Source organism: Conyzicola nivalis (assembly GCF_014639655.1).
In the GTDB taxonomy this organism is placed as follows: Bacteria; Actinomycetota; Actinomycetes; order Actinomycetales; family Microbacteriaceae; genus Conyzicola; species Conyzicola nivalis.
This window is the reverse complement of the sequence record NZ_BMGB01000001.1, coordinates 538,243-556,196: the sequence shown is the minus strand read 5'-3', so window position 1 is coordinate 556,196 and position 17,954 is coordinate 538,243. Positions and strand designations below refer to the sequence as shown.

The following is a 17,954-nucleotide window of genomic DNA, read 5'->3' as shown; positions in this document are numbered from 1 at the left end:
TGTCGGAGAGTGTGGAATTCCGCTCAGTTGTTTGCGGGCAGCGCCCGACGCGAGAGCCGGTCGCCGACGAGGTTGGCCGGGAACAGCAGCAGGAGCGCCCACAACCCGACGGCCGGGAAGACGAGCACAACGACGAGCGCCACCACCATCGCGACGGTACTGGCCAGCGCCGCGTGCAGCGTCAGTGTTCCACGCACGTCCTCCTGCTGCAGGGCGGGAATCCTGATCGCGATCCACTGGATCACGGTCGTGGCCCCGGAGGCGACGCACATCGTTCCGACGTAGAGCGCCGAGGTGAGCGGATGGTCCGCCACCGAGAACGACACGAGCTCGGTGGGGAACGGCAGGAAGGCGATGCTCGCCATCCAGAAGAAATTGGCCCACACCAGCGGCTGCGTGTAGCCGACGAGCCGGTTGAACAGGGCGTGGTGGATCAGCCAGAACCGGCAGATCACGGCGAAGCTGAGGGCGAACGCGAAGAGTTCGCTGCCGTGGTCGGCGAAGAGCGAGCCGACACCATCGGACCGGACATCGGCGGCGGTGTCGACGAGCGGCAGAACCAACAGGGTCGCGGCGATCGCGACGACCGCATCGCTGAGGTTGACGAGCCGGTCGAATCCACGCTGGGCAGCCATGCACCGATTATGGCCCAGGTGCTACATTCGTGGCGTGGCCGAGCAATGGATCGCTTTCCACCGTCCCAGCGACGGGGAACTTACCGGATACCTCTCACCGGTGGGAGACGGCGTCTTCGTGCCGCTCAACCTGATCGGCCATCCCCTCGGCGATGCGGGCTCGCGACTGCAGTGCGAATCGGTTCTCGCGGACCGCGGGCTGACCTCGCTCGCCAACTACTGGTGGGTGCTCTCCCCGCGGCCGTTCCCGCCGGTCTCCCCCGACGGGCCCGGCCTCGACCTGCGCGATCCGCGGCCGGGCTGGGAGTGGCGCCGGGTCGTCATCGTCGACCTCGACCAGGACGAGTGCGTGGTGCGGCCCGCGCTGCCGTTCCCCGAGGAGGAGAACGCCAGCGCGGGCATCACGCTGCCGGCCGACGACATCCTGCGGGTCGGACCGCCACACACCCACTAGCGAAAAGGGAACTCAGGCGGCCTCGAGGTCGGCGATCACGAGTTTCGTCATGCCCATCATCGCCTGCATCGCGCGGGCCGAGCGCTCCGGGTCGGGCCCGCCGATCAGGCTCCCCAACACCGACGGCACGATCTGCCACGACAGGCCCCAGCGATCCTTAAGCCAGCCGCACTGGTCGGGTCGCCCGCCGTTCGCGATCAGCGCGTCCCAGTAGCGGTCGATCTCCGCCTGTGTTTCCACCTGCACGAAGAACGAGATGGCCTCGGTGAACGGCTTTCCCGGCCCGGCGTTCAGTGCCTGCACCTCGAGCCCGTCGATCTCGAAGGTCACCGACATCGCGGTACCGGCCGGCATCGGGCCGCCCTCGGGATACCGGTTCACCGAGACGATGCGGCTGTCGGGGAAGAGGGAGACGTAGAACTCCGCGGCCTCTTCGGCTTGGGAGTCGAACCAGAGAAACGGCGTGATCGACGACATGGTGATCCTCACTCTCGACGGTGGAGGGTCGACGGTGACCCGGTCGCATCGTAGCCAGCGCCGGCAGGGCCGCGGAAGACGCACCGCGCCGATGCCAGACTGGTGCTATGGCCAGAATCCGAGACCGCGGCGAGCCGCAGCCGACCGCCCAGCAGCTCGTCCCCTACCTCAAGGAGCGCATCTACGTCAGCTTCATCGGCCTCGCCGTGTTGCTCGCACTGAGCGTGCACGGCGAGGAGACCGAGGCGTTCACGGCCGTCACCTCCCTCCTGATCGCGGCCGTCGGGGCGGGTCTCGCGGGCCTCATCTCCGAGATCGTCGCCCACCTCGCGGTGAAGGGCAGTCTTCCGGATGCCACGGAGCTGCGTTTCCTCGTGCGCGTCTCCTCCGGCGCCCTCGCCACGATCGTCCTCCCGGTCGTCATCCTGCTGCTCGCGGCGGCCGGCGTGCTGTCGGTGCCGCTCGCGCTGACCGTCGCGGTCTGGATCATGGCGGTCACGCTCGGCGCCATCGGCTATATCGCGGTCTTCCGCGCGAGCCTCGCCTGGTGGAAGAAGCTCGCGGTCTTCCTGGGCCTAGTGCTGTTCGGCTTGGTCGTCGTGGGGGTGCAGCTGCTCGCCCACGGCTGATTCGCCGGCCAGGCTCTGCCGTTCGCAGTAGCCGTAGAAGCCCACGAACGCGACGAGGGACACCGCGATGCCGGCGACGAACGCCGGCCCGGCGGGTGTGCGCCAGGCGAGGTCGCCGGACGCGAACACCAGCGCTCCCGCGATGAAGACGAGGCTCGCGATCTGCGCCTGGAAGATCCAGCGGAACGCGCTCCAGCGCGCGTCGACGAGCAGCCAGACGTTGACCATTCCCGGGAGCGTGAGGATGGCACCGACCACGCGGCCGGTGAGCGGGGTGAGCTGCCACGCCCATGCGTCGAGGAACGCGGCCGGCGCGACGAACAGCGCGAGACCGAACGCGAACGCGACGATGCCCACGAGCGCGACGGCGATGCGCGCGGGCCGAGGGATCGCGTAGTCGCGCCGTTCGAGAGTTCCCGGGTCGGCGCGCCAGTTGCGCGCGGCCGCCACCAGTACGAGCACCGGCGTCGTCAGGTAGAGCGTGACCCAGGTGTAGAACGAGATGTGCCCGAAGTGGAAGCGGTCCCAGTGCAGGAAGGTCGTGACCGCGAGGAGCGATGCGAACACGATGACGGCGGGGAAGCCGTACTTCACCCGGTGCCACCGGTCGGTGCGCAGCACGTGCACGAAGAAGACGATGCCTCCCGCGTAGGCACAGCCGAGGAACATCGCCGTGAGCGCCGGCTGGATGGTCCAGGCGAAGGTCGCATCGGTGTCGTCCGGCAGCAGGTAGAGCAGCACGACCGCCGCGCCCAGGAACGGCAGGATGATCGCCGCGATCACCCTGGTGTAGGTGAGAACCCGGTCGGACGCACCCGGAGACTGCCCCGCGCTCACTCCAGTGCCTCCGTGACGGCGTCGAGGATCGACAGTTCGCGTCCGGCGACGCGGGCGATGGAGAACCGTCCCGCGTCCGGCGACGCGAGGATCTGCTCGACGAGGGCGCCGTGGAAGGCGAACGCGGCGGCGTTGTAGATGCCGGCCTCCTCGCGCAGCCGGTCGGCGGCGCCGAGCAGCCGACCCGCCCGGTCGATCTGGCCGTCGGTCGCGGCGACCGCGACGAGACCCTCGAGTCCGTAGGCGACGCCGTCGTCGTGGCCGAGTCGCGCCGAGATGCCCAGCGTCTCGTGGAAGGCTCGGTGGGCCGGTTCGACCTCGCCGAGCAGCAGCCGCGCCCAGCCGAGGTGGTTCAGCGCGATGGTCTCGCCGAGGTCGTCGTTCTCGGCGCGGGCGATGGCGAGACTCTCCTCGAAGCGGTTGAGCGCGCCGCGCACCTTGTTCTGCAGCAGCGCGACCCGGCCGAGGCTGACCAGCGCCATCGACTCCCCCCAGACGTCGTGCGACTCGCGGAAGAGCGACAGGCTCGTCTCGAGCTGCTCGTTGGCGGCATCCGCGTCGGGGGTGCCCGCGGCGAGCAGCGACAGGGCGATCGAGACCCGTGCGAGTGCCTCGCCGCCCGGATCGCCCTGCTCGCGGAACAGCCGGGCACTCTCGGCGAGACCCGCCGCCACCGTGTCATCCGGTTCCTGCCAGAAAACGATGGCCTTCGTGAAGTAGAGCGCGATCGCCCTCGTGCGGTCGGCGAGCGGCGCTCCCGACGAGAGCACGCGGTCCATCCAGCCGCGCACTTCCCCGAGCAGTCCGCCTACCCACCAGTAGATGTAGAGGGTCCAGGCGAACTCTGCGGCCCGGTCGAGTTCGCCGCCCTCGATGAGGTAGCGCACAGCCGAGCGCAGGTTGTTGCGGTCGTCGCCGAGACGCGCGACGAGTTCGCGCTGCCGCCGGCCCTCGAGGTCGGCCTCCATCACCCGGCCGGTCTCGACGTAGTAGTCGGCGTGCCTGGCGAGTACCTCGTCGAGCGCGCCCTCGCCCACCAGCTGTTCGAGCGCGTACTCGCGCACGGTGGCGAGCACGGTGAAGTACGACCGGTCGCCCCTGTCCTGTTCGCGCACGAGGGAGTTGTCGACGAGCACGCCGAGGCTCGTCAGCGGATCGGCCACGCGGTCGGCGGCAACGTATTCCGCCGCCTCGAGGAAGAAGCCGCCCTCGAACACGCCGAGGGTCGCGAGCAGGCGCTTCTCGTCGTCGGCGAGCAGTTCGGTGCTCCACTCGATCGTGCCGCGGAGGGTCTGCTGGCGGGCCGGCAGGTCGCGCATCCCGCCCACCAGCATCGGCAGCCGGCGGTCGAGCCGCTCGAGCATCACCGCGGGCGACAGCACGCGGATGCGGGCCGCGGCGAGCTCGATCGCGAGCGGCACGCCGTCGAGCGCCACGGAGATGCGCGCGACCGACTCCACGTTCGCGTCGGAGAGCTCGAAATCGGGCTTCACCGCGTGCACCCGCTCGACGAACAGGGCCACGGCCGGCACGAGCGCGACCTCGGCGGGGTCGAGCCGCCGCGAGACCTGCGGCAGGGTGAGCGGGCCGACCTCGTAGCTGCGCTCGGCCGAGAGGCGCACGAGCGTGCGGCTCGTGAGGAGCAGGGTGACGCCGGGGGCCGCCGCGAGCAGGGAGCCGAGCGTCGTCGCGGCCGGCAGCACCTGCTCGAAGTTGTCGAGCACGAGCAGCAGCCGCCGGTTGCGCACGGCCATCTCGAGCTTCTCCTCGAGCGGTGCATCACCGGTGTCGCGCACGCCGAGGGCCGCCGCGATGGCGTTGACCACGAGCCCCGGGTCGTGCACGGGGGCGAGGTCGACGAAGACCACTCCCCCGGGAAACCGGTCGGCGACGCGGTCGGCCGCCTCGATCGCCAGACGGCTCTTGCCGATACCGCCGGGGCCGGTGAGAGTGATCAGGCGGTTCTCGTCGTGCCGCAGCATCCGCTCGATCTCGAGGACATCCTCCTCACGCCCGATCAGCTGGGTGAGCGGATGCGGCAGCGAACGCCAGGCCGGAGCCGGTTCGTCGGGCGGCGGCGACGACGAGGGGGCCGAGGCGGGTGTGCGGCTCTGGTCGAACCGTTCGGCGAGGAGCGTCGCGAGGTCGCCCTCGATGAGCGACTGGAGTTCGTGCGGGGTGGTGAAGTACTTGAACGACGCGGTGTCGTCGGAACGCACGCGGTCGAGCAGCTCAGCGAGTCGCGGCTCGCGGTTGTCCGCCGGCTCTTTGATGTAGATGAGTTTCGGAAGAGCGGGAGCGAGCAGGTACTCGTCTTCCAGACCGGAGACGGTTTCGCCGGGGGCGACCCAGCCGTAGCGCTCCCAGTAGAGGCCGACGAAGACGTCGCTCTGCTCGAGGTAGGCGCGGTAGAGGTCGCGCGGGGCGTGCGGCCTCGCCCCCAGCTCGAACATCACGGGCGCGAGGTGCAGCCGTTCCGCTGCCGCGCGCGCCGATTTACGCTCCGCAGCCAGTTCTTTCAGGGTGCTGCTGATGAAGATTCTGAGTCGTTGGTCGGGTGTGCGAATCGTGGGTGGCATTCGATCCATGGTCGGAAGTCTGGGGCCGGACGGGCACCCGTGTCTAGTCGCTCGCGGGGGCCCGGAGCGGCGAGTAGGCATGCTACATGACCAAAACACCGGATCGCCCCCGCCCCCTCATCCTCCTCTCGCTCGAGTCGCCCGGGGAGGTCGCGACGGAACTCGAGCGGCGGTTCGGCACCGACTACCGCATCGTCGTGACCGGGAATGTGGCGGATGCCGTGGGCCGGGTGCGCGAGGCGAAGAGCGTCGGAGAGGAGGTCGCCCTGGTGCTCGGCGACTCGGCCGACGCGGCGCTCTACGTCGAGACGCGTCGCCACCATCCGGACGCGCGGCGCGGATTCGTGCTCGCGTGGGGAGCGTGGGCCACGCAGCAGACGTCTGCGGCGGTGCTCTCGCTGATGGCCGCGAACCACATCGACTACTACGTGGTGCGTCCGCGGGCCTCCCCCGACGAGTCGTTCAACCGCGGCATCACCGACTTCCTGCGCGACTACCAGCGGGCGACGGCGACCGACGTGATCGACGTCACGATGACGGGCGGCAGCGTCGATCTGGCCCGCCGGCACGGACTGTCGACCGAGCTCCCCGACTCGGGCGTCGACGTCGCGATCGTCGGCGCCGGACCCGCCGGGCTCGCCGCCGCGGTGTACGCGGCGAGCGAGGGGCTCGACACCCTCGTGATCGAACGGCGGGCGGTGGGTGGGCAGGCCGGTTCGTCGTCGCTCATCCGCAACTACCTCGGCTTCTCGCGCGGGGTCTCCGGCTCGGAGCTCGCCGAGCGGGCCTATCAGCAGGCGTGGATCTTCGGCGCGCGGTTCGCGGTGACGCGCGAGGTCGTCGGGGTGGCCTCGGCCGACGGCGGGTTCGTGCTCGAGGTGGCGCCGGGCGAGCTCGTGACGGCGGGCGCCGTCGTGCTCGCGGCCGGCGTCTCGTACCGCCGGCTCGCCCTGCCGGGGCTCGCCGGATTTCTCGGCACCTCGGTGTTCTACGGCGTCTCGGCCCTCGAGGCCCGCGCGCAGACGGCTCGGGTCGTCTACGTCGTCGGTGGTGGCAACTCGGCCGGGCAGGCGGCGCTGCATCTCGCCCGATACGCCGCCTCGGTCTCGCTCGTGGTGCGCGGGCCGAACCTCGCCGCCAGCATGTCGCAGTACCTGATCGACGAACTGGCCGCCGCGGGTGTCGGCATCGTCACCGAGGCGAAGGTGGTGGGCGGCGGCGGTTCCGGAAGACTGGAGACCATCACGCTGCGCGACCGCGTCACCGGCCGCGAGTCGAGCGTGCGCTGCGACGCCCTGTTCATCACGATCGGTGCCGCCCCGCACACCGACTGGCTGCCGCCCGAGGTGCTGCGCGACCGCTGGGGGTACGTGCTGACCGGGGCGGAGATCGTGGCCGAGGGCGGACGGCGCGCGTGGCCGCACGAACGCGCCCCCGGTGCCCTGGAGACCTCGCTGGCCGGCCTCTTCGCGGTGGGCGACGTGCGGCGCGCCTCGATCAAGCGGGTCGCGTCGGCCGTCGGCGAAGGCTCGGTCGTGGTGAGCGCCGTTCACCAGCACCTGGCGGCGACGCGGTCGCCCTTGTAGCCGTGCCGCCGCTACTCGCCGCCGAACCGCCGCACGAACGCGCGCACGAGGGCGGCGGGCTCGGTGACGTCGGAACCCCGGATCAGCTCGACGACATCGCCGTAGGCGTCCGGCGCGAAGTAGCCGTTGTCGCGGTAGATCCGGATGCGGGTGAGCATGCTCGCGAGCGAGAGTTCGGGGTGGAACTGGGTGGCGTAGACGTTGTGGCCGATGCGGAACGCCTGCACGGGGCAGCGGTCGCCCCTCGCGAGCAGCACCGCGCCGTCGGGCAGCACCGCGCACGCCTCCTTGTGCCCGACGAAGGCGTCGAAGTCCCGGTCGAGGCGGCCGAAGAGCTGGTCGGTCTCGCCGTCGGCGGTGAGGGCGACGCGGGTGGGACCGGCTGTCTCTGGGTAGCTGTCGTCGACGACGCCGCCGAGGTGGCTCGTCAGCAGCCCGATGCCGTAGCAGGCGCCGAAGAACGGGAAGTCGCGCTCGATGATCTCGTCGATCAGCGTGCCGAGTTCCCGCTCGACCCTGGACTGCACCGCCGTCTTCGCTGCGGGGGCATCGCTGGCGTTGAAGGGGCTGCCGCCCACGATGACACCGGAATAGTCGTCGAGGTCGATGGCCGGCATCGGCGCCGCCTCGAGCCGCACCCGGTCGAGCTCGTCCGGGTCGAGCCCGCCGGCTTCGAGGAAGCCCCGGTACTCGTCGTCCGCGGCTTCGTCGTCGTCGCGGGTGGCGAGCAGCAGGAACGGTTTCACTTCTTCATGCTATTCGGGCCGGCCGGACGCCGCCGGAGTGTGTCTGCGTGTGACCGTCAACGGCCGCGCAGCTGGGGGAACTGGTCGTCGCGCCACTCGTCGCGCAGCCGTTCCCCTGAGGCGGCCGCGGCGTTCTCGCGCTCGCGCAGCTCCACCCGTCGGATCTTCCCCGAGCTCGTCTTGGGCAGTTCGAAGAACTCGAGGCGGCGCACGCGCATAAACGGCGGCAGCGACACCCGGGCGTGACGCAGCACCTCGAGCGCCGTCTCTTCGGTCGGGTCCCAGCCGGCGGCGAGCACGACGTAGGCCTTCGTGATGTTGAGTCGCGTGTCATCCGGAGCGGGCACGACCGCGGCCTCGGCGACCGCCGGGTGCTCTATGAGGGCGCTCTCCACCTCGAACGGGCTGACCTTGTAGTCGCTCGACTTGAAGATGTCGTCGGTGCGGCCGATGAAGGTGATGTAGCCGTTCTCGTCGCGGCTGGCGACGTCGCCGGTGTGGAAGTAGCCGTCGCGGATCACGTCGGCGCTGCGCTCGGGGTCGCCGTAGTAGCCGGCCATGAGGTTCACGGCGGGGGTCGACAGGTCGAGACAGATCTCGCCCTCGTCGGCCGGCCGGCCGGTGAGCGGGTCGAGGAGCACCACCTCGACGCCGGGCAGCGGCAGCCCCATCGACCCGGCCTTGAGCGTGGAGCCGGGCGAGTTGGCGACGATCGCCGTGGTCTCGGTCTGACCGTAGCCGTCGCGGATGACGAGCCCCCACGCCCGCTGCACCTGGCTGATGACCTCGGGGTTGAGCGGCTCGCCCGCCGACAGGGTCTCGCGAAGGCTCGTCGGCCGGTCGCCCAGCGCCGACTGGATGAGCATGCGCCACACCGTCGGCGGGGCGCAGAAGGTGGTGACCTCGGCGCGGTCGAGCTGCGCGCGCAGGGCGGCCGGATCGAATCTGCCGTAGTTGAAGACGAACACGGTGGCCTCGGCGATCCACGGCGCGAAGAAGCAGCTCCAGGCGTGCTTGCCCCAGCCTGGGGAGCTGATCGCGAGGTGCACGTCGTGCTTCTGAACGCCGAGCCAGTAGGTCGTCGTGAGGTGGCCGACGGGGTACGACGACTGGGTGTGGACCACCATCTTGGGTTTGCTGGTCGTTCCCGAGGTGAAGTAGACGATGGATGCATCGGAGGTGTCGACCACGACGCCCGGCTTGGTGGCGCTGGCGTCGACCGAGGCCGAGAACGGCGTCCATCCCTGCGACTCCCCCACGGCGATGCGCGTGTAGTCGCCCGCGACGCCCTCGAACTTCGCCGTGTCTTCGGCGTTCACGATCACGTGGCGCACGCCGGCGCGGTCGACCCGGTCGGCGAGGTCGGCGGTTCCGAGCACGGTCGAGGTGGGCAGGATCACCGCGCCGAGTTTCATGATCGCGAGCATCGACTCCCAGAGTTCCACCTGGTTGCCGAGCATCAGCATCACGTGGTCGCCGCGCGCGACGCCCAGCGAGGCGAACCAGTTCGCGACCTGGTCGCTGCGGGCGGCCATCTCGGCGAAGGTCACCTTTTGCTCGCTGCCGTCCTCCTCGACGATCCACAGCGCGACGGCATCGTTGCCCTCCGCGATCACGTCGAACCAGTCGACCGCCCAGTTGAAGTGGTCGCCCACGTCGGGCCACTCGAACTGCGCCACGGCCCTGGCGCCGTCGGTGCGGAGGTCGAGCAGCTGGTCGCGGGCGGCTCGGAAGGCGGTGGTCGCGGGGGAATCGGTCATTGATCCATCATCACCCTCTTCGGGAGGCCGCCGCAGCTTCGCACGGGCCGTGCCACCCGACGTGCGCGGCGGCTCTGCAGCCGGCTGCTCCGCCTACGTGGTCAGGTCGTCCGCGTCATCCGAAATCGGGCGGTTCGTTCCGATCATCCGTCGGATACCCCAGGTGAGCACCCACAGCACCACACCGATCGCGAGCAGCACCCCGGCGATCTGATACTGCTCGACGGGCCGGCCCGACGACCACGGCAGCACGAGATAGGCGCAGGACAGGGCACCGATGACCGGCAGCACCCGTCCGGCGTTGAAGTGTTTGTGGTCGACGCTGTCACGGCGCAACACCAGCACCGTGCCGTTGACGATGGTGAAGACCGTGAGCAGCAGCAGCGACGTGGTTCCGCCGAGGAGCGCCACGACCGAGCCCTCGGTGTCGAGCGACACGTAGGTGATGAGCCCCAGGGCGATGATCGTCGTCACCAGGATCGACACCCACGGCGTCTGGCGGCCGGGGTGCACACGACCGAGCACGGAGGGAACCACACCGTGCTTGCTCATGCCGTAGAGCAGCCGGCTCGCCATCATCATGTTGATCAGCGCACTGTTGGCCACCGCGAACATCGAGATGAAGGGGATGAGGTCGGAGATCGGGAAGCCCGGCGCGGCCGTCTGCACCACCGTGACGAGCGGGGTCTCGTTGCCGGCGAGTTCGCCGATGGGCACGATCGCCACCGCGCAGATCGAGACGAGTACGTAGATCACCGCGGTGATGCCGAGGCCGGTGAGCATGATGCGCGGGAAGATGCGGCTCGGGTCTTTGGTCTCCTCCGCCATGTTCACCGAGTCCTCGAACCCCACCATGGCGAAGAACGCGAGCGAGGTGGCCGTGCTGACGGCGAGCAGCACGCCCTTGTCTTCGGGGGTGTCGAAGGCGACCACGCGGGAGAAGTCGGCGTTGCCGCCCCCGATCGCCCAGAAGCCGATCAGGATGACGAAGAGTAGGCCGGATAACTCGACGAGGGTGAGCACCACGTTGAGCATCACGCTCTCGGTGACCCCGCGGAAGTTGACGAGCATCACGAGGAGGATGAACGACACCGCGATGAGCAGCACCGTGCCGACGCCGACGTCGAGCCCGAAGCCCGCCACGAGGTTGACGGCGAAGGCGCGCGACGCCGCCGACGCCGAGGTGATGCCCGACGACATCACCACGAAGCAGACGATGAAGCTGAAGAACTGGATGCCGAACGCCTTGTGCACGTAGAGCGCGGCGCCCGCGGCCTGCGGGTACTTCGTGACGAGTTCGAGGTACGAGAAGGCCGTGACGGTAGCGACGGCGAACGCGACGAGGAACGGCAGCCACGCGGCTCCCCCGACCTCGGCGGCGACCTGGCCGGTGAGGGCGTAGATGCCCGTACCGAGGATGTCGCCGACGATGAACAGCAGCAGCAGCTTGGGGCCGATCGCCCGCTTGAGTTCGGTGGGCTGCTCCGCCTCCGGTTTTGCCTGTGTGGCACTCATGGTGACTCCCGCGACATCGAGGGGATAGGGCTGACTGCCCTCGATGATGCTCCTAGGCGCCGGAATGGGCAAGAGGCGCGCGGCGCGCCTCTATCCCCGCGGGCACGGAACGCTGCACCCAGAGCACCGTCATCACGGCGAGCGACACGGCGGCGAGGCACATGATCTGGCTCGCGAGCAGCAGCGCGTGGGTCGTGGCGAGCGACGTGTCGAGGGCGAGCGTCGCCGCGAAAGCAAGCGACGCGACGATCAGCACGCCGCCGACGAGGGCGCCCAACACGGTGAGGGCCCGCGTGCCGGAGTTGCTGCGCACGGGCGGTGTTCCGCGGTCGGGGAGCACGAGGTGGGCGAGCGCCATCACCCCGGTAACGAGCAGGAGGCCCGCGACCACGTCGCTCGTGCGGTGCCAGCCGAACGCGAGCAGCTGCACGACGACCACGCCGAGCGCGACGGACACGGCGAGCGCCGCGACCGTCCGGACCCTGGGCGGCAAGACGATGAGCAGCGCGAACAGCACGGACGCGTAGGCGACGGTGTGCCCGCTCGGAAGCGTGTTCTCCGACACGTCGCCCACGAAGTCGGGGCGGGCGAGCAGTCCGTTCTTGAGCAGTTGGGAGAGGACCGTGCTCACCAGCACCACCCCGACGGCGCGCCCGGTCGGGCGGAAGCGGCGCAGCAGCACCCCCAGCAGAACCAGCAGCGCGAGCGCGATGGCGATGTTGGGCGTACTGACGAGAGACAGCAGGCCACCGGGGCTGGCGCGGAAGGTCGAGGCGTCGAGCGCGCGGTTCTCGAGCACCTGGCCGGGGCGGGTGAGCACGCCCACGACGTACACGGCGGTGAAGCCGACCGCGCTCAGCACGAGTACGACGGCCGAAGCCGCCCGGTTCGGCCTGGTTCGCGGCACCACAATACGCATCGGGTAAGGCTACAAACTCCGGCTGGGATCTGGCTGCCGACGCGGCGCAAGCCCCGAGAGTTTGCTTCCGGTTCGTCGGTACAAGGGGGCAAGATCGGCGTATGCCCACGATCGCACCCATGCTGGCCAAGGCCGTCGACACCGTTCCCGCCCACGACAGCGTGGAGGGCGGTCTGGCCTTCGAGCCGAAATGGGACGGCTTCCGCGCCATCGTGCACTTCGACGGATCATCCGTAGAAATCGAGAGCCGCGGCTCGAAGCCGCTCACCCGCTATTTCCCCGAGCTGGTGGAGGCCTTCGCGCGCCTGCTGCCCTCACCGTGCGTCATCGACGGCGAGATCGTGGTGCGCAGCGGCCCGGCGGGGAACGAACGGCTCGACTGGGAGGCGTTGTCGGCGCGCATCCACCCGGCGGAGTCGCGGGTGCGCAGACTCGCCGCGGAGACCCCGGCGATGTTCGTCGCCTTCGACCTGCTCGGCCTCGGCGAACCCGGCCTCGACGCGTCGAGTCTCGTCGACAGGCCCTTCGGCGAGCGCCGGGCCGCGCTGGAAGAGCTGGTCGCACCCCTCGGCGACCCGGTGCACCTCACGCGCATCACGACCGACACCGACGTCGCCCGCGGGTGGCTCACCGAGTTCGAGGGGGCGGGCCTCGACGGCGTCGTCGCGAAGCCGCTGGCCGCTGCCTACGCCCCTGGCAAACGCATCATGCTCAAGGTGAAGCACCACCGCACCGCCGACGTCGTCGTGCTCGGCTACCGGGTGCACAAGAGCGGCGTCGGCGTCGGGTCGCTGCTGCTCGGCCTCTACGACGACGAGGGCGAGCTGCGCAACGTCGGCGGCGCGTCGGCGTTCAGCGACGCGCGGCGGTTGGAGCTCGTCGAGGAGCTCGAACCGCTCGTGCAGCGCGACGACTCGGGAGAGTTGGTGAAGGGCGAGACCGAGCGCAGCCGGTTCTCGGCGGGCAAGGACGTCTCGTTCGTGCGGCTGGAGCCGACCCGCGTGGTCGAGGTGCGGTACGACCAGATGGAGGGCGACCGTTTCCGGCACACCGCGCAGTTCGACCGTTGGCGCCCCGACCGTGACGCCAGGTCGTGCACGTTCGACCAGCTCGAGATCCCGGTGGCCTACGACCTCAGCAAGGTGCTGGTCTAGTCCGCGGTCCCTGATCCTGTCGAAGGGGCCTTGGCCCTGCTCGGCTGCACCCGCGGCGGCTCTCCCGGCATCTTCGGGTAGTCGGGCGGGAAGGGCAGCTCGCCCAGCCCGTTCGCGAGGTCGCGTTCCCACCAACCGTGCAGCACGTCGATCGTGCCCGGCTTGTCGCCGAAGCGCGCCCACGGGTCTCCGGTGGTCGCGAGCCGGTCGGGAATGGTCAGGACGGTGAACGCCGTCGGGTCGGCGTTCTCCAGCTCGCTCCACTCGAGCGGGCACGACACCGTCGCGGTCGGTAGCGCGCGCGGACTGTACGCCCCGGCCATCGTGCGGTCGCGGTTGGCCTGGTTGAAGTCGACGAAGATGCGCTCGCCGCGCTCCTCCTTCCACCAGTTGGTCGTCACCTCCCGGGGCATCCGTCTCTCCAGTTCCCTCGCCGCACCGATCACCGCGTGACGCACGTCGAGGAATTCGCGGGTCGGTTCGATGGGTGCGAAGACGTGCAGTCCGCGGTTTCCGGATGTCTTGACGAACGCCTCGAGGCCGGCCTCCTCGAGCACCTTCCGCAGTTCGAGGGCCGCGGGGATGGCGTCGTGGAAGTCCGTGCCCGGTTGCGGATCGAGGTCGATGCGCAGCTGGTCGGGATTGTCGGTGTTCGCGGCGCGGCTCGGCCACGGGTGGAACACGACGGTGTTCATCTGCGCCGCCCAGACGACGGCGGCCGGCTCGTCGAGCACGAGCTGCGGGTGCGTGCGTGCGCTCGGATAGACGACGCTCACCGAGCGCACGTAGTCGGGAGCCCCCTTCGGCGGGTTCTTCGAGAAGAACTGCTCGCCGTCGATGCCGCCCGGGAAACGCTGCAGCGACACCGGGCGGTCGCCGTTCGCGGCGATGAACGCCGGGCCCACGCGTTCTTCGCTGAGATACTTCGCGAGATCGAGCTTGGTGATGCCGAGCTCGGGCCAGAGCACCCTGCTGGGACTGGAAACGCGCACCTCGCGCTCGCCGACCGTGAGCATTACCGCTTCGCTTGCCATGGGGCAACCGTAACGAGTTGCGCCGCTCGGACAAAGCGCTTGCCACCGTGCCGGAGGGGGGATGTGGTGGGAGCGGGAGGCGGAGCACACTCGTATCGGCCGCAGAGTCGCGGCTGAAACGAGACAGGAGCAATCATGACTGACCTGACACATTCGGTCGACGCAGACCGTGCGCTCAAGGCCAAGCACCGCGCTATGTGGGCATCCGGCAACTACCCCGAACTGGCGAGCGATCTCATCTCGTCGCTCGGGCCGGTTCTCGTCGAGGCGGTCGGTGTGCGGCAGGGCGACAGGGTGCTCGATATCGCGGCGGGCTCGGGAAACGCCTCTATCCCGGCGGCCCTCGCCGGCGGCACGGTGATCGCGAGCGACCTCACCCCCGAGCTGTTCGACGAGGGCCGGAGGCAGGCCGCCGAGCGCGGCGTCGAGCTGGAATGGCGCGAGGCCGATGCCGAGGCGCTGCCCTTCGCCGACGGCGAGTTCGACGTGGTGATCTCGTGCATCGGTGTGATGTTCGCGCCGCACCACCGCGTCGCGGCCGACGAACTCCTGCGCGTCTGCCGCCAGGGCGGGCGGATCGGTCTGCTCAGCTGGACACCGGGCGGATTCGTCGGGCAGATGCTCGCGACCATGAAGCCCTACGCCGCGGCTCCCCCGCCCGGGGCCGAGCCGCCCCCGCTCTGGGGCGATGAGCGGCACGTGCGGGCTCTCCTCGGCGACCGCGTCAACGGGGTCGAGCTGACGACGGGCACCGTGACGATCGACCGGTTCGCGACGCCGGACGAATTCCGGCAGTACTTCGCCTCGCACTACGGGCCCACGATCGCCGCCTACCGCAACGTCGGCGACGACCCCGAACGCACGGCCGCGCTCGATGCCGACCTTGTGGCCCTGGCCGAGAGGTACGACCAGGGTTCCGACGGCGGCCTCGTGCTCGAGTGGGAGTACCTGCTGCTGACCGCACGCAGATAGCTGTTCCCGCGGGACGGGCGGCGCAATAGAGTTCGAGCATGACGAAATCTCGGGGTTTATCGGTCGTTCTGGTGTCGTCCCTCGCCGTGGTGATGAGCCTGCTGACGGGATGCGCGCAGCACGGCTTCCCTGATTTGCAGCGGGAGCAGACCGCGAAGGACGAACTCCCGGGCGACTTCGACGCCATGGACCTGTCGACCTTCGACACGACGACGTCGCGCTTCACGGCGACCTACGAGGGCAACGACTACTACGTGATCATGCCCGAGGGCGGACAGGCACCCTGCCTCGCCATCACCGGTTCGCCGGGCACTCCGGTCACCGTGTGCAGCAGCGACGGCTTCGTCGAGACGACGCTGCAGGACGGCACCGTCGTGCAGTTCGGTCCCGAGCCGGTCCCGGGCGGTCGCGGCTGGGTCGCGATCAGCGCCAACGTGCGCGTGAAGGAGTAGGACTCAGCGCTCGAGCAGGATCTCGCTGCGCTGCGTCATCAGCAGCCACGAGGTCTGCGCCGCGTGCACGTCGGCGTCGATCAGCACGTCGATGGACAGCCCGGCGAGCTGGGCTATGTCGGCGACCGGCACCTGGAAGGTGCGGAACGGGCCGAGCGGCGGCGGGTCGCCGACCGCCAGCGCCGTCGCGGTCGCGAGGTCGATGTCGTCGAGCTGCGGCCTCTGGTCGAGGATGTAGCCGGCGGCCTCGACCCCCGTCGCGCCCGCCCAGGCTGCGACCTTGTAGAACAGCCGAGGGATGAGCACCCCGCGGTACGGCGGGTCGTCGGGTGCGAAGATCGGCCCGGTGAACACGCTCAGCCGGCGGTCGAAAGTCTCGGCGTTGGCGAGCACGTAGTCTTCGAGGCCCGACCAGAGCTCTTTCGACTGGTTGAACTGGGCCGCCTGCGGTGCGGCGTTCGTGTAGACGAAAGTGTCGCGGTTCGCCCGCTCGGCGTCGGCGCCCCACACCGGGTCGCGGCGCCGCACGAGGTGCCCGCGGTCGAGGTCGTTGCGGGCGTACAGCTCGGCGCCCGCCTGCTCGTCTTCGTCGACCCTCGGGTCGAGATGCCAGTCGTCGCCGCGTTCGACGTCGATGAGGCGCGCGCCGTCGATGTTGACCGCCGTCGCCGCGGCGAGCCGACGCTCGGGATCGAGCAGCACGGTGAAGTGCGTGTAGTCGAGCCTGATCGTGGGCTGCGCGGTGCCCGGCAACGGGATCTCGGTCGGCCCGGCCTGCACCGAGAGGAAGGTCGGGTCGTACCCGGTGGTCGCATCCGCTGTCTCGTCTGACACGCGACCATTCGACCAGAGTCTCATGACATTCCGATGGCCGGTGCGTGACCGGGCGGCGCTCAGCGCGAGCGCGACGACCGCACCAGGAGTCCGCCTCCCAGCGCGAGCAGCAGAACGCTCAGGACCAGGATGGGGGTCAGGTCGGCTCCCGTCGCCGCGAGCTCGCCGACGCCCGCACCCCTCGCCACAGAGTTGACCGCGACCGCCGGTGTGGCTCCGGGGGCTGCCGCTGCCGCCGGTGTGGCTCCGGGGGCTACCGCTGCCGCCGCCGTGGTGACGGCGACCGTGTAGGACGCGGCGGTGTCGGGGGCGACACCGTTGCTGGCCGTCACGGTGAACGTGTAGCTGCCCGCCGTCGTCGGGGTGCCCGAGATCACGCCCGTCGTGGAGTCGAACGTGAGACCCGTGGGCAGGCCGCCGGCCGAGATGCGGAAGCCGGCCGCCGGGGTGCCCGAGGCGGTGATCGTAAAGGTGTACGGGGTGCCGACCACGGCGGTCGCCGTCGGGGCGCCCGAGGTGATGGTCGGGCTGGCGAGCACCACGGTCGTGCTCGCGTCTTCGCAGCCGGTGGGGCGGGTGATCACGTTGCTGTCGAGGGTCACGGCGGCATTGTCGGCGAGCAGGCGGCCCTGAACGGTCGCCGAGGTGGTCGCGGTGATCGACTGGCTCGCCATGAGCGTGCCGACGAACTGGGAGGCCGTACCGAGAGTGGCCGAGCTACCGACCTTCCAGAACACGTTGCACGAGCTGGCTCCGCCGGTGAGCAGGATGCGGCTCGCCGAACCCGTGATGAGGGTACTGTCCGCCTGGAACACCCACACCGATTCGGCCGTGCCGGCGAGCGTGAGGTCGCCGGAGAGCGAGAGGGTGGGTCCCGAGTACACGCCGGGGGTGAGCGACAGGCCGACGAGGTCGGAGAGGCCGCTCGTCGTGGGGGTGAGGCTCGCGGCGACGTTGTAGGCGGTCGTGAGGTCGGCCTGGGCCTGAGCGGCCACCGCAGTGGTCGGTTCCACGGTGCCGAGCACGATGCCGGGCGGGAAGCCGGTGATGGAGGTACCGGGGCTCAGACCGAGATCGCCGCTGATATTCGACGGGCCGGTGTTGGTGACCGTGCTCGCCCCGAGTACGCCGAACGCCGTGGCCGTGCCGAGGTTGATGGGACCGTCGATCGTGACGTCGGCCGAAGCGGACGCGGCGGGCAGAACCGCGATGCCGATCCCGACGGCGATGGCGACAGCCGCAATACCGCGACGATTGTGCGAACCGGTCATGCGAAGTCTCCTCGTAGCCGTCTAACAGGGATCGTGCAAAAGAGAAGCATTTACACTTATTTGGCAATGAAACACCTCGTCGCCTTTCCCACCTAGGCCC

The 17,954-nt window shown here is 69.9% G+C and carries 17 protein-coding genes; 6 read left to right on the top strand and 11 right to left on the bottom strand.

From position 1 onward, the window contains the following. Positions 1-23: 23 nt before the first annotated feature. Positions 24-635, bottom strand: coding sequence for a TMEM175 family protein (locus tag IEV96_RS02710; protein ID WP_188509171.1), 612 nt, complete (start codon positions 633-635; stop codon positions 24-26). Positions 636-669: 34 nt separating this feature from the next. Between IEV96_RS02710 and IEV96_RS02705 the strand changes: the two genes are divergently transcribed. Further along, positions 670-1,089: a hypothetical protein gene (locus tag IEV96_RS02705; RefSeq protein ID WP_188509170.1), complete on the top strand. Its 420-nt coding sequence runs from the start codon at positions 670-672 to the stop codon at positions 1,087-1,089. A gap of 12 nt (positions 1,090-1,101) precedes the next feature. Here IEV96_RS02705 and IEV96_RS02700 read toward each other — a convergent pair whose 3' ends face one another. Next, positions 1,102-1,566: a VOC family protein gene (locus tag IEV96_RS02700; RefSeq protein WP_188509169.1), complete on the bottom strand. Its 465-nt coding sequence runs from the start codon at positions 1,564-1,566 to the stop codon at positions 1,102-1,104. A 107-nt stretch (positions 1,567-1,673) separates the two neighbouring features. Here IEV96_RS02700 and IEV96_RS02695 point away from each other — a divergent pair, with 107 nt between their 5' ends. Further along, a complete protein-coding gene (locus tag IEV96_RS02695) occupies positions 1,674-2,195 on the top strand; it encodes a hypothetical protein (protein WP_188509168.1) in 522 nt (173 codons plus the stop codon). Here the strand turns inward: IEV96_RS02695 and IEV96_RS02690 are convergent. Continuing rightward, a complete protein-coding gene (locus IEV96_RS02690) occupies positions 2,142-3,032 on the bottom strand; it encodes a hypothetical protein (protein ID WP_188509167.1) in 891 nt (296 codons plus the stop codon). The two genes, IEV96_RS02695 and IEV96_RS02690, sit on opposite strands and share 54 nt — an antisense overlap. Beyond that, positions 3,029-5,611, bottom strand: a complete 2,583-nt coding sequence (locus tag IEV96_RS02685) for an ATP-binding protein (protein WP_188509166.1) — start codon at positions 5,609-5,611, stop codon at positions 3,029-3,031. Before IEV96_RS02685 ends, IEV96_RS02690 begins: the two co-directional genes overlap by 4 nt. 86 nt (positions 5,612-5,697) lie before the next feature. Here IEV96_RS02685 and IEV96_RS02680 point away from each other — a divergent pair, with 86 nt between their 5' ends. Beyond that, complete coding sequence (locus tag IEV96_RS02680; RefSeq protein ID WP_188509165.1) at positions 5,698-7,197, top strand: NAD(P)/FAD-dependent oxidoreductase; 1,500 nt, start codon at positions 5,698-5,700, stop codon at positions 7,195-7,197. Between the two features lie 11 nt (positions 7,198-7,208). On the opposite strand, the gene IEV96_RS02675 is transcribed toward IEV96_RS02680, so the two are convergent. The 4 genes from IEV96_RS02675 to IEV96_RS02660 all read right to left on the bottom strand — a co-directional run bounded on the left by IEV96_RS02675 (position 7,209) and on the right by IEV96_RS02660 (position 12,137). Further along, positions 7,209-7,943 carry a glutamine amidotransferase gene (locus IEV96_RS02675; RefSeq protein WP_188509164.1) on the bottom strand — a complete coding sequence of 245 codons (735 nt, stop codon included), beginning with the start codon at positions 7,941-7,943 and terminating at the stop codon, positions 7,209-7,211. A 56-nt stretch (positions 7,944-7,999) separates the two neighbouring features. Continuing rightward, complete coding sequence (locus IEV96_RS02670) at positions 8,000-9,703, bottom strand: AMP-binding protein (RefSeq protein WP_188509163.1); 1,704 nt, start codon at positions 9,701-9,703, stop codon at positions 8,000-8,002. A gap of 93 nt (positions 9,704-9,796) precedes the next feature. Next, the gene (locus IEV96_RS02665; protein WP_188509162.1) at positions 9,797-11,218 is read right to left on the bottom strand and encodes an APC family permease; all 1,422 of its coding nucleotides are present in this window, start codon (positions 11,216-11,218) and stop codon (positions 9,797-9,799) included. 52 nt (positions 11,219-11,270) lie between these two features. Then, positions 11,271-12,137 carry a phosphatase PAP2 family protein gene (locus tag IEV96_RS02660; protein ID WP_188509161.1) on the bottom strand — a complete coding sequence of 289 codons (867 nt, stop codon included), beginning with the start codon at positions 12,135-12,137 and terminating at the stop codon, positions 11,271-11,273. 101 nt (positions 12,138-12,238) lie between these two features. On the opposite strand from IEV96_RS02660, the gene IEV96_RS02655 reads away from it, so the two are divergent. Continuing rightward, positions 12,239-13,291, top strand: a complete 1,053-nt coding sequence (locus IEV96_RS02655) for an ATP-dependent DNA ligase (protein ID WP_188509160.1) — start codon at positions 12,239-12,241, stop codon at positions 13,289-13,291. Here the strand turns inward: IEV96_RS02655 and ligD are convergent. Then, entirely contained in the window at positions 13,288-14,325 is a 1,038-nt protein-coding gene (gene ligD / locus IEV96_RS02650; protein WP_188509159.1) for a non-homologous end-joining DNA ligase, read from the bottom strand. The genes IEV96_RS02655 and ligD overlap by 4 nt on opposite strands. A gap of 135 nt (positions 14,326-14,460) precedes the next feature. Here ligD and IEV96_RS02645 point away from each other — a divergent pair, with 135 nt between their 5' ends. Continuing rightward, on the top strand, positions 14,461-15,297 hold the full coding sequence (locus tag IEV96_RS02645; RefSeq protein ID WP_188509158.1) for a class I SAM-dependent methyltransferase: 837 nt from the start codon (positions 14,461-14,463) through the stop codon (positions 15,295-15,297). Between the two features lie 38 nt (positions 15,298-15,335). Further along, positions 15,336-15,749, top strand: coding sequence for a hypothetical protein (locus IEV96_RS02640; protein ID WP_188509157.1), 414 nt, complete (start codon positions 15,336-15,338; stop codon positions 15,747-15,749). Positions 15,750-15,752: 3 nt separating this feature from the next. Here the strand turns inward: IEV96_RS02640 and IEV96_RS02635 are convergent, their stop codons facing one another. Both IEV96_RS02635 and IEV96_RS02630 read right to left on the bottom strand, forming a co-directional pair. Next, entirely contained in the window at positions 15,753-16,583 is an 831-nt protein-coding gene (locus IEV96_RS02635; protein WP_373282407.1) for a DNA/RNA non-specific endonuclease, read from the bottom strand. A gap of 59 nt (positions 16,584-16,642) precedes the next feature. Continuing rightward, complete coding sequence (locus IEV96_RS02630; RefSeq protein ID WP_188509155.1) at positions 16,643-17,854, bottom strand: ice-binding family protein; 1,212 nt, start codon at positions 17,852-17,854, stop codon at positions 16,643-16,645. Positions 17,855-17,954 lie beyond the last annotated feature (100 nt).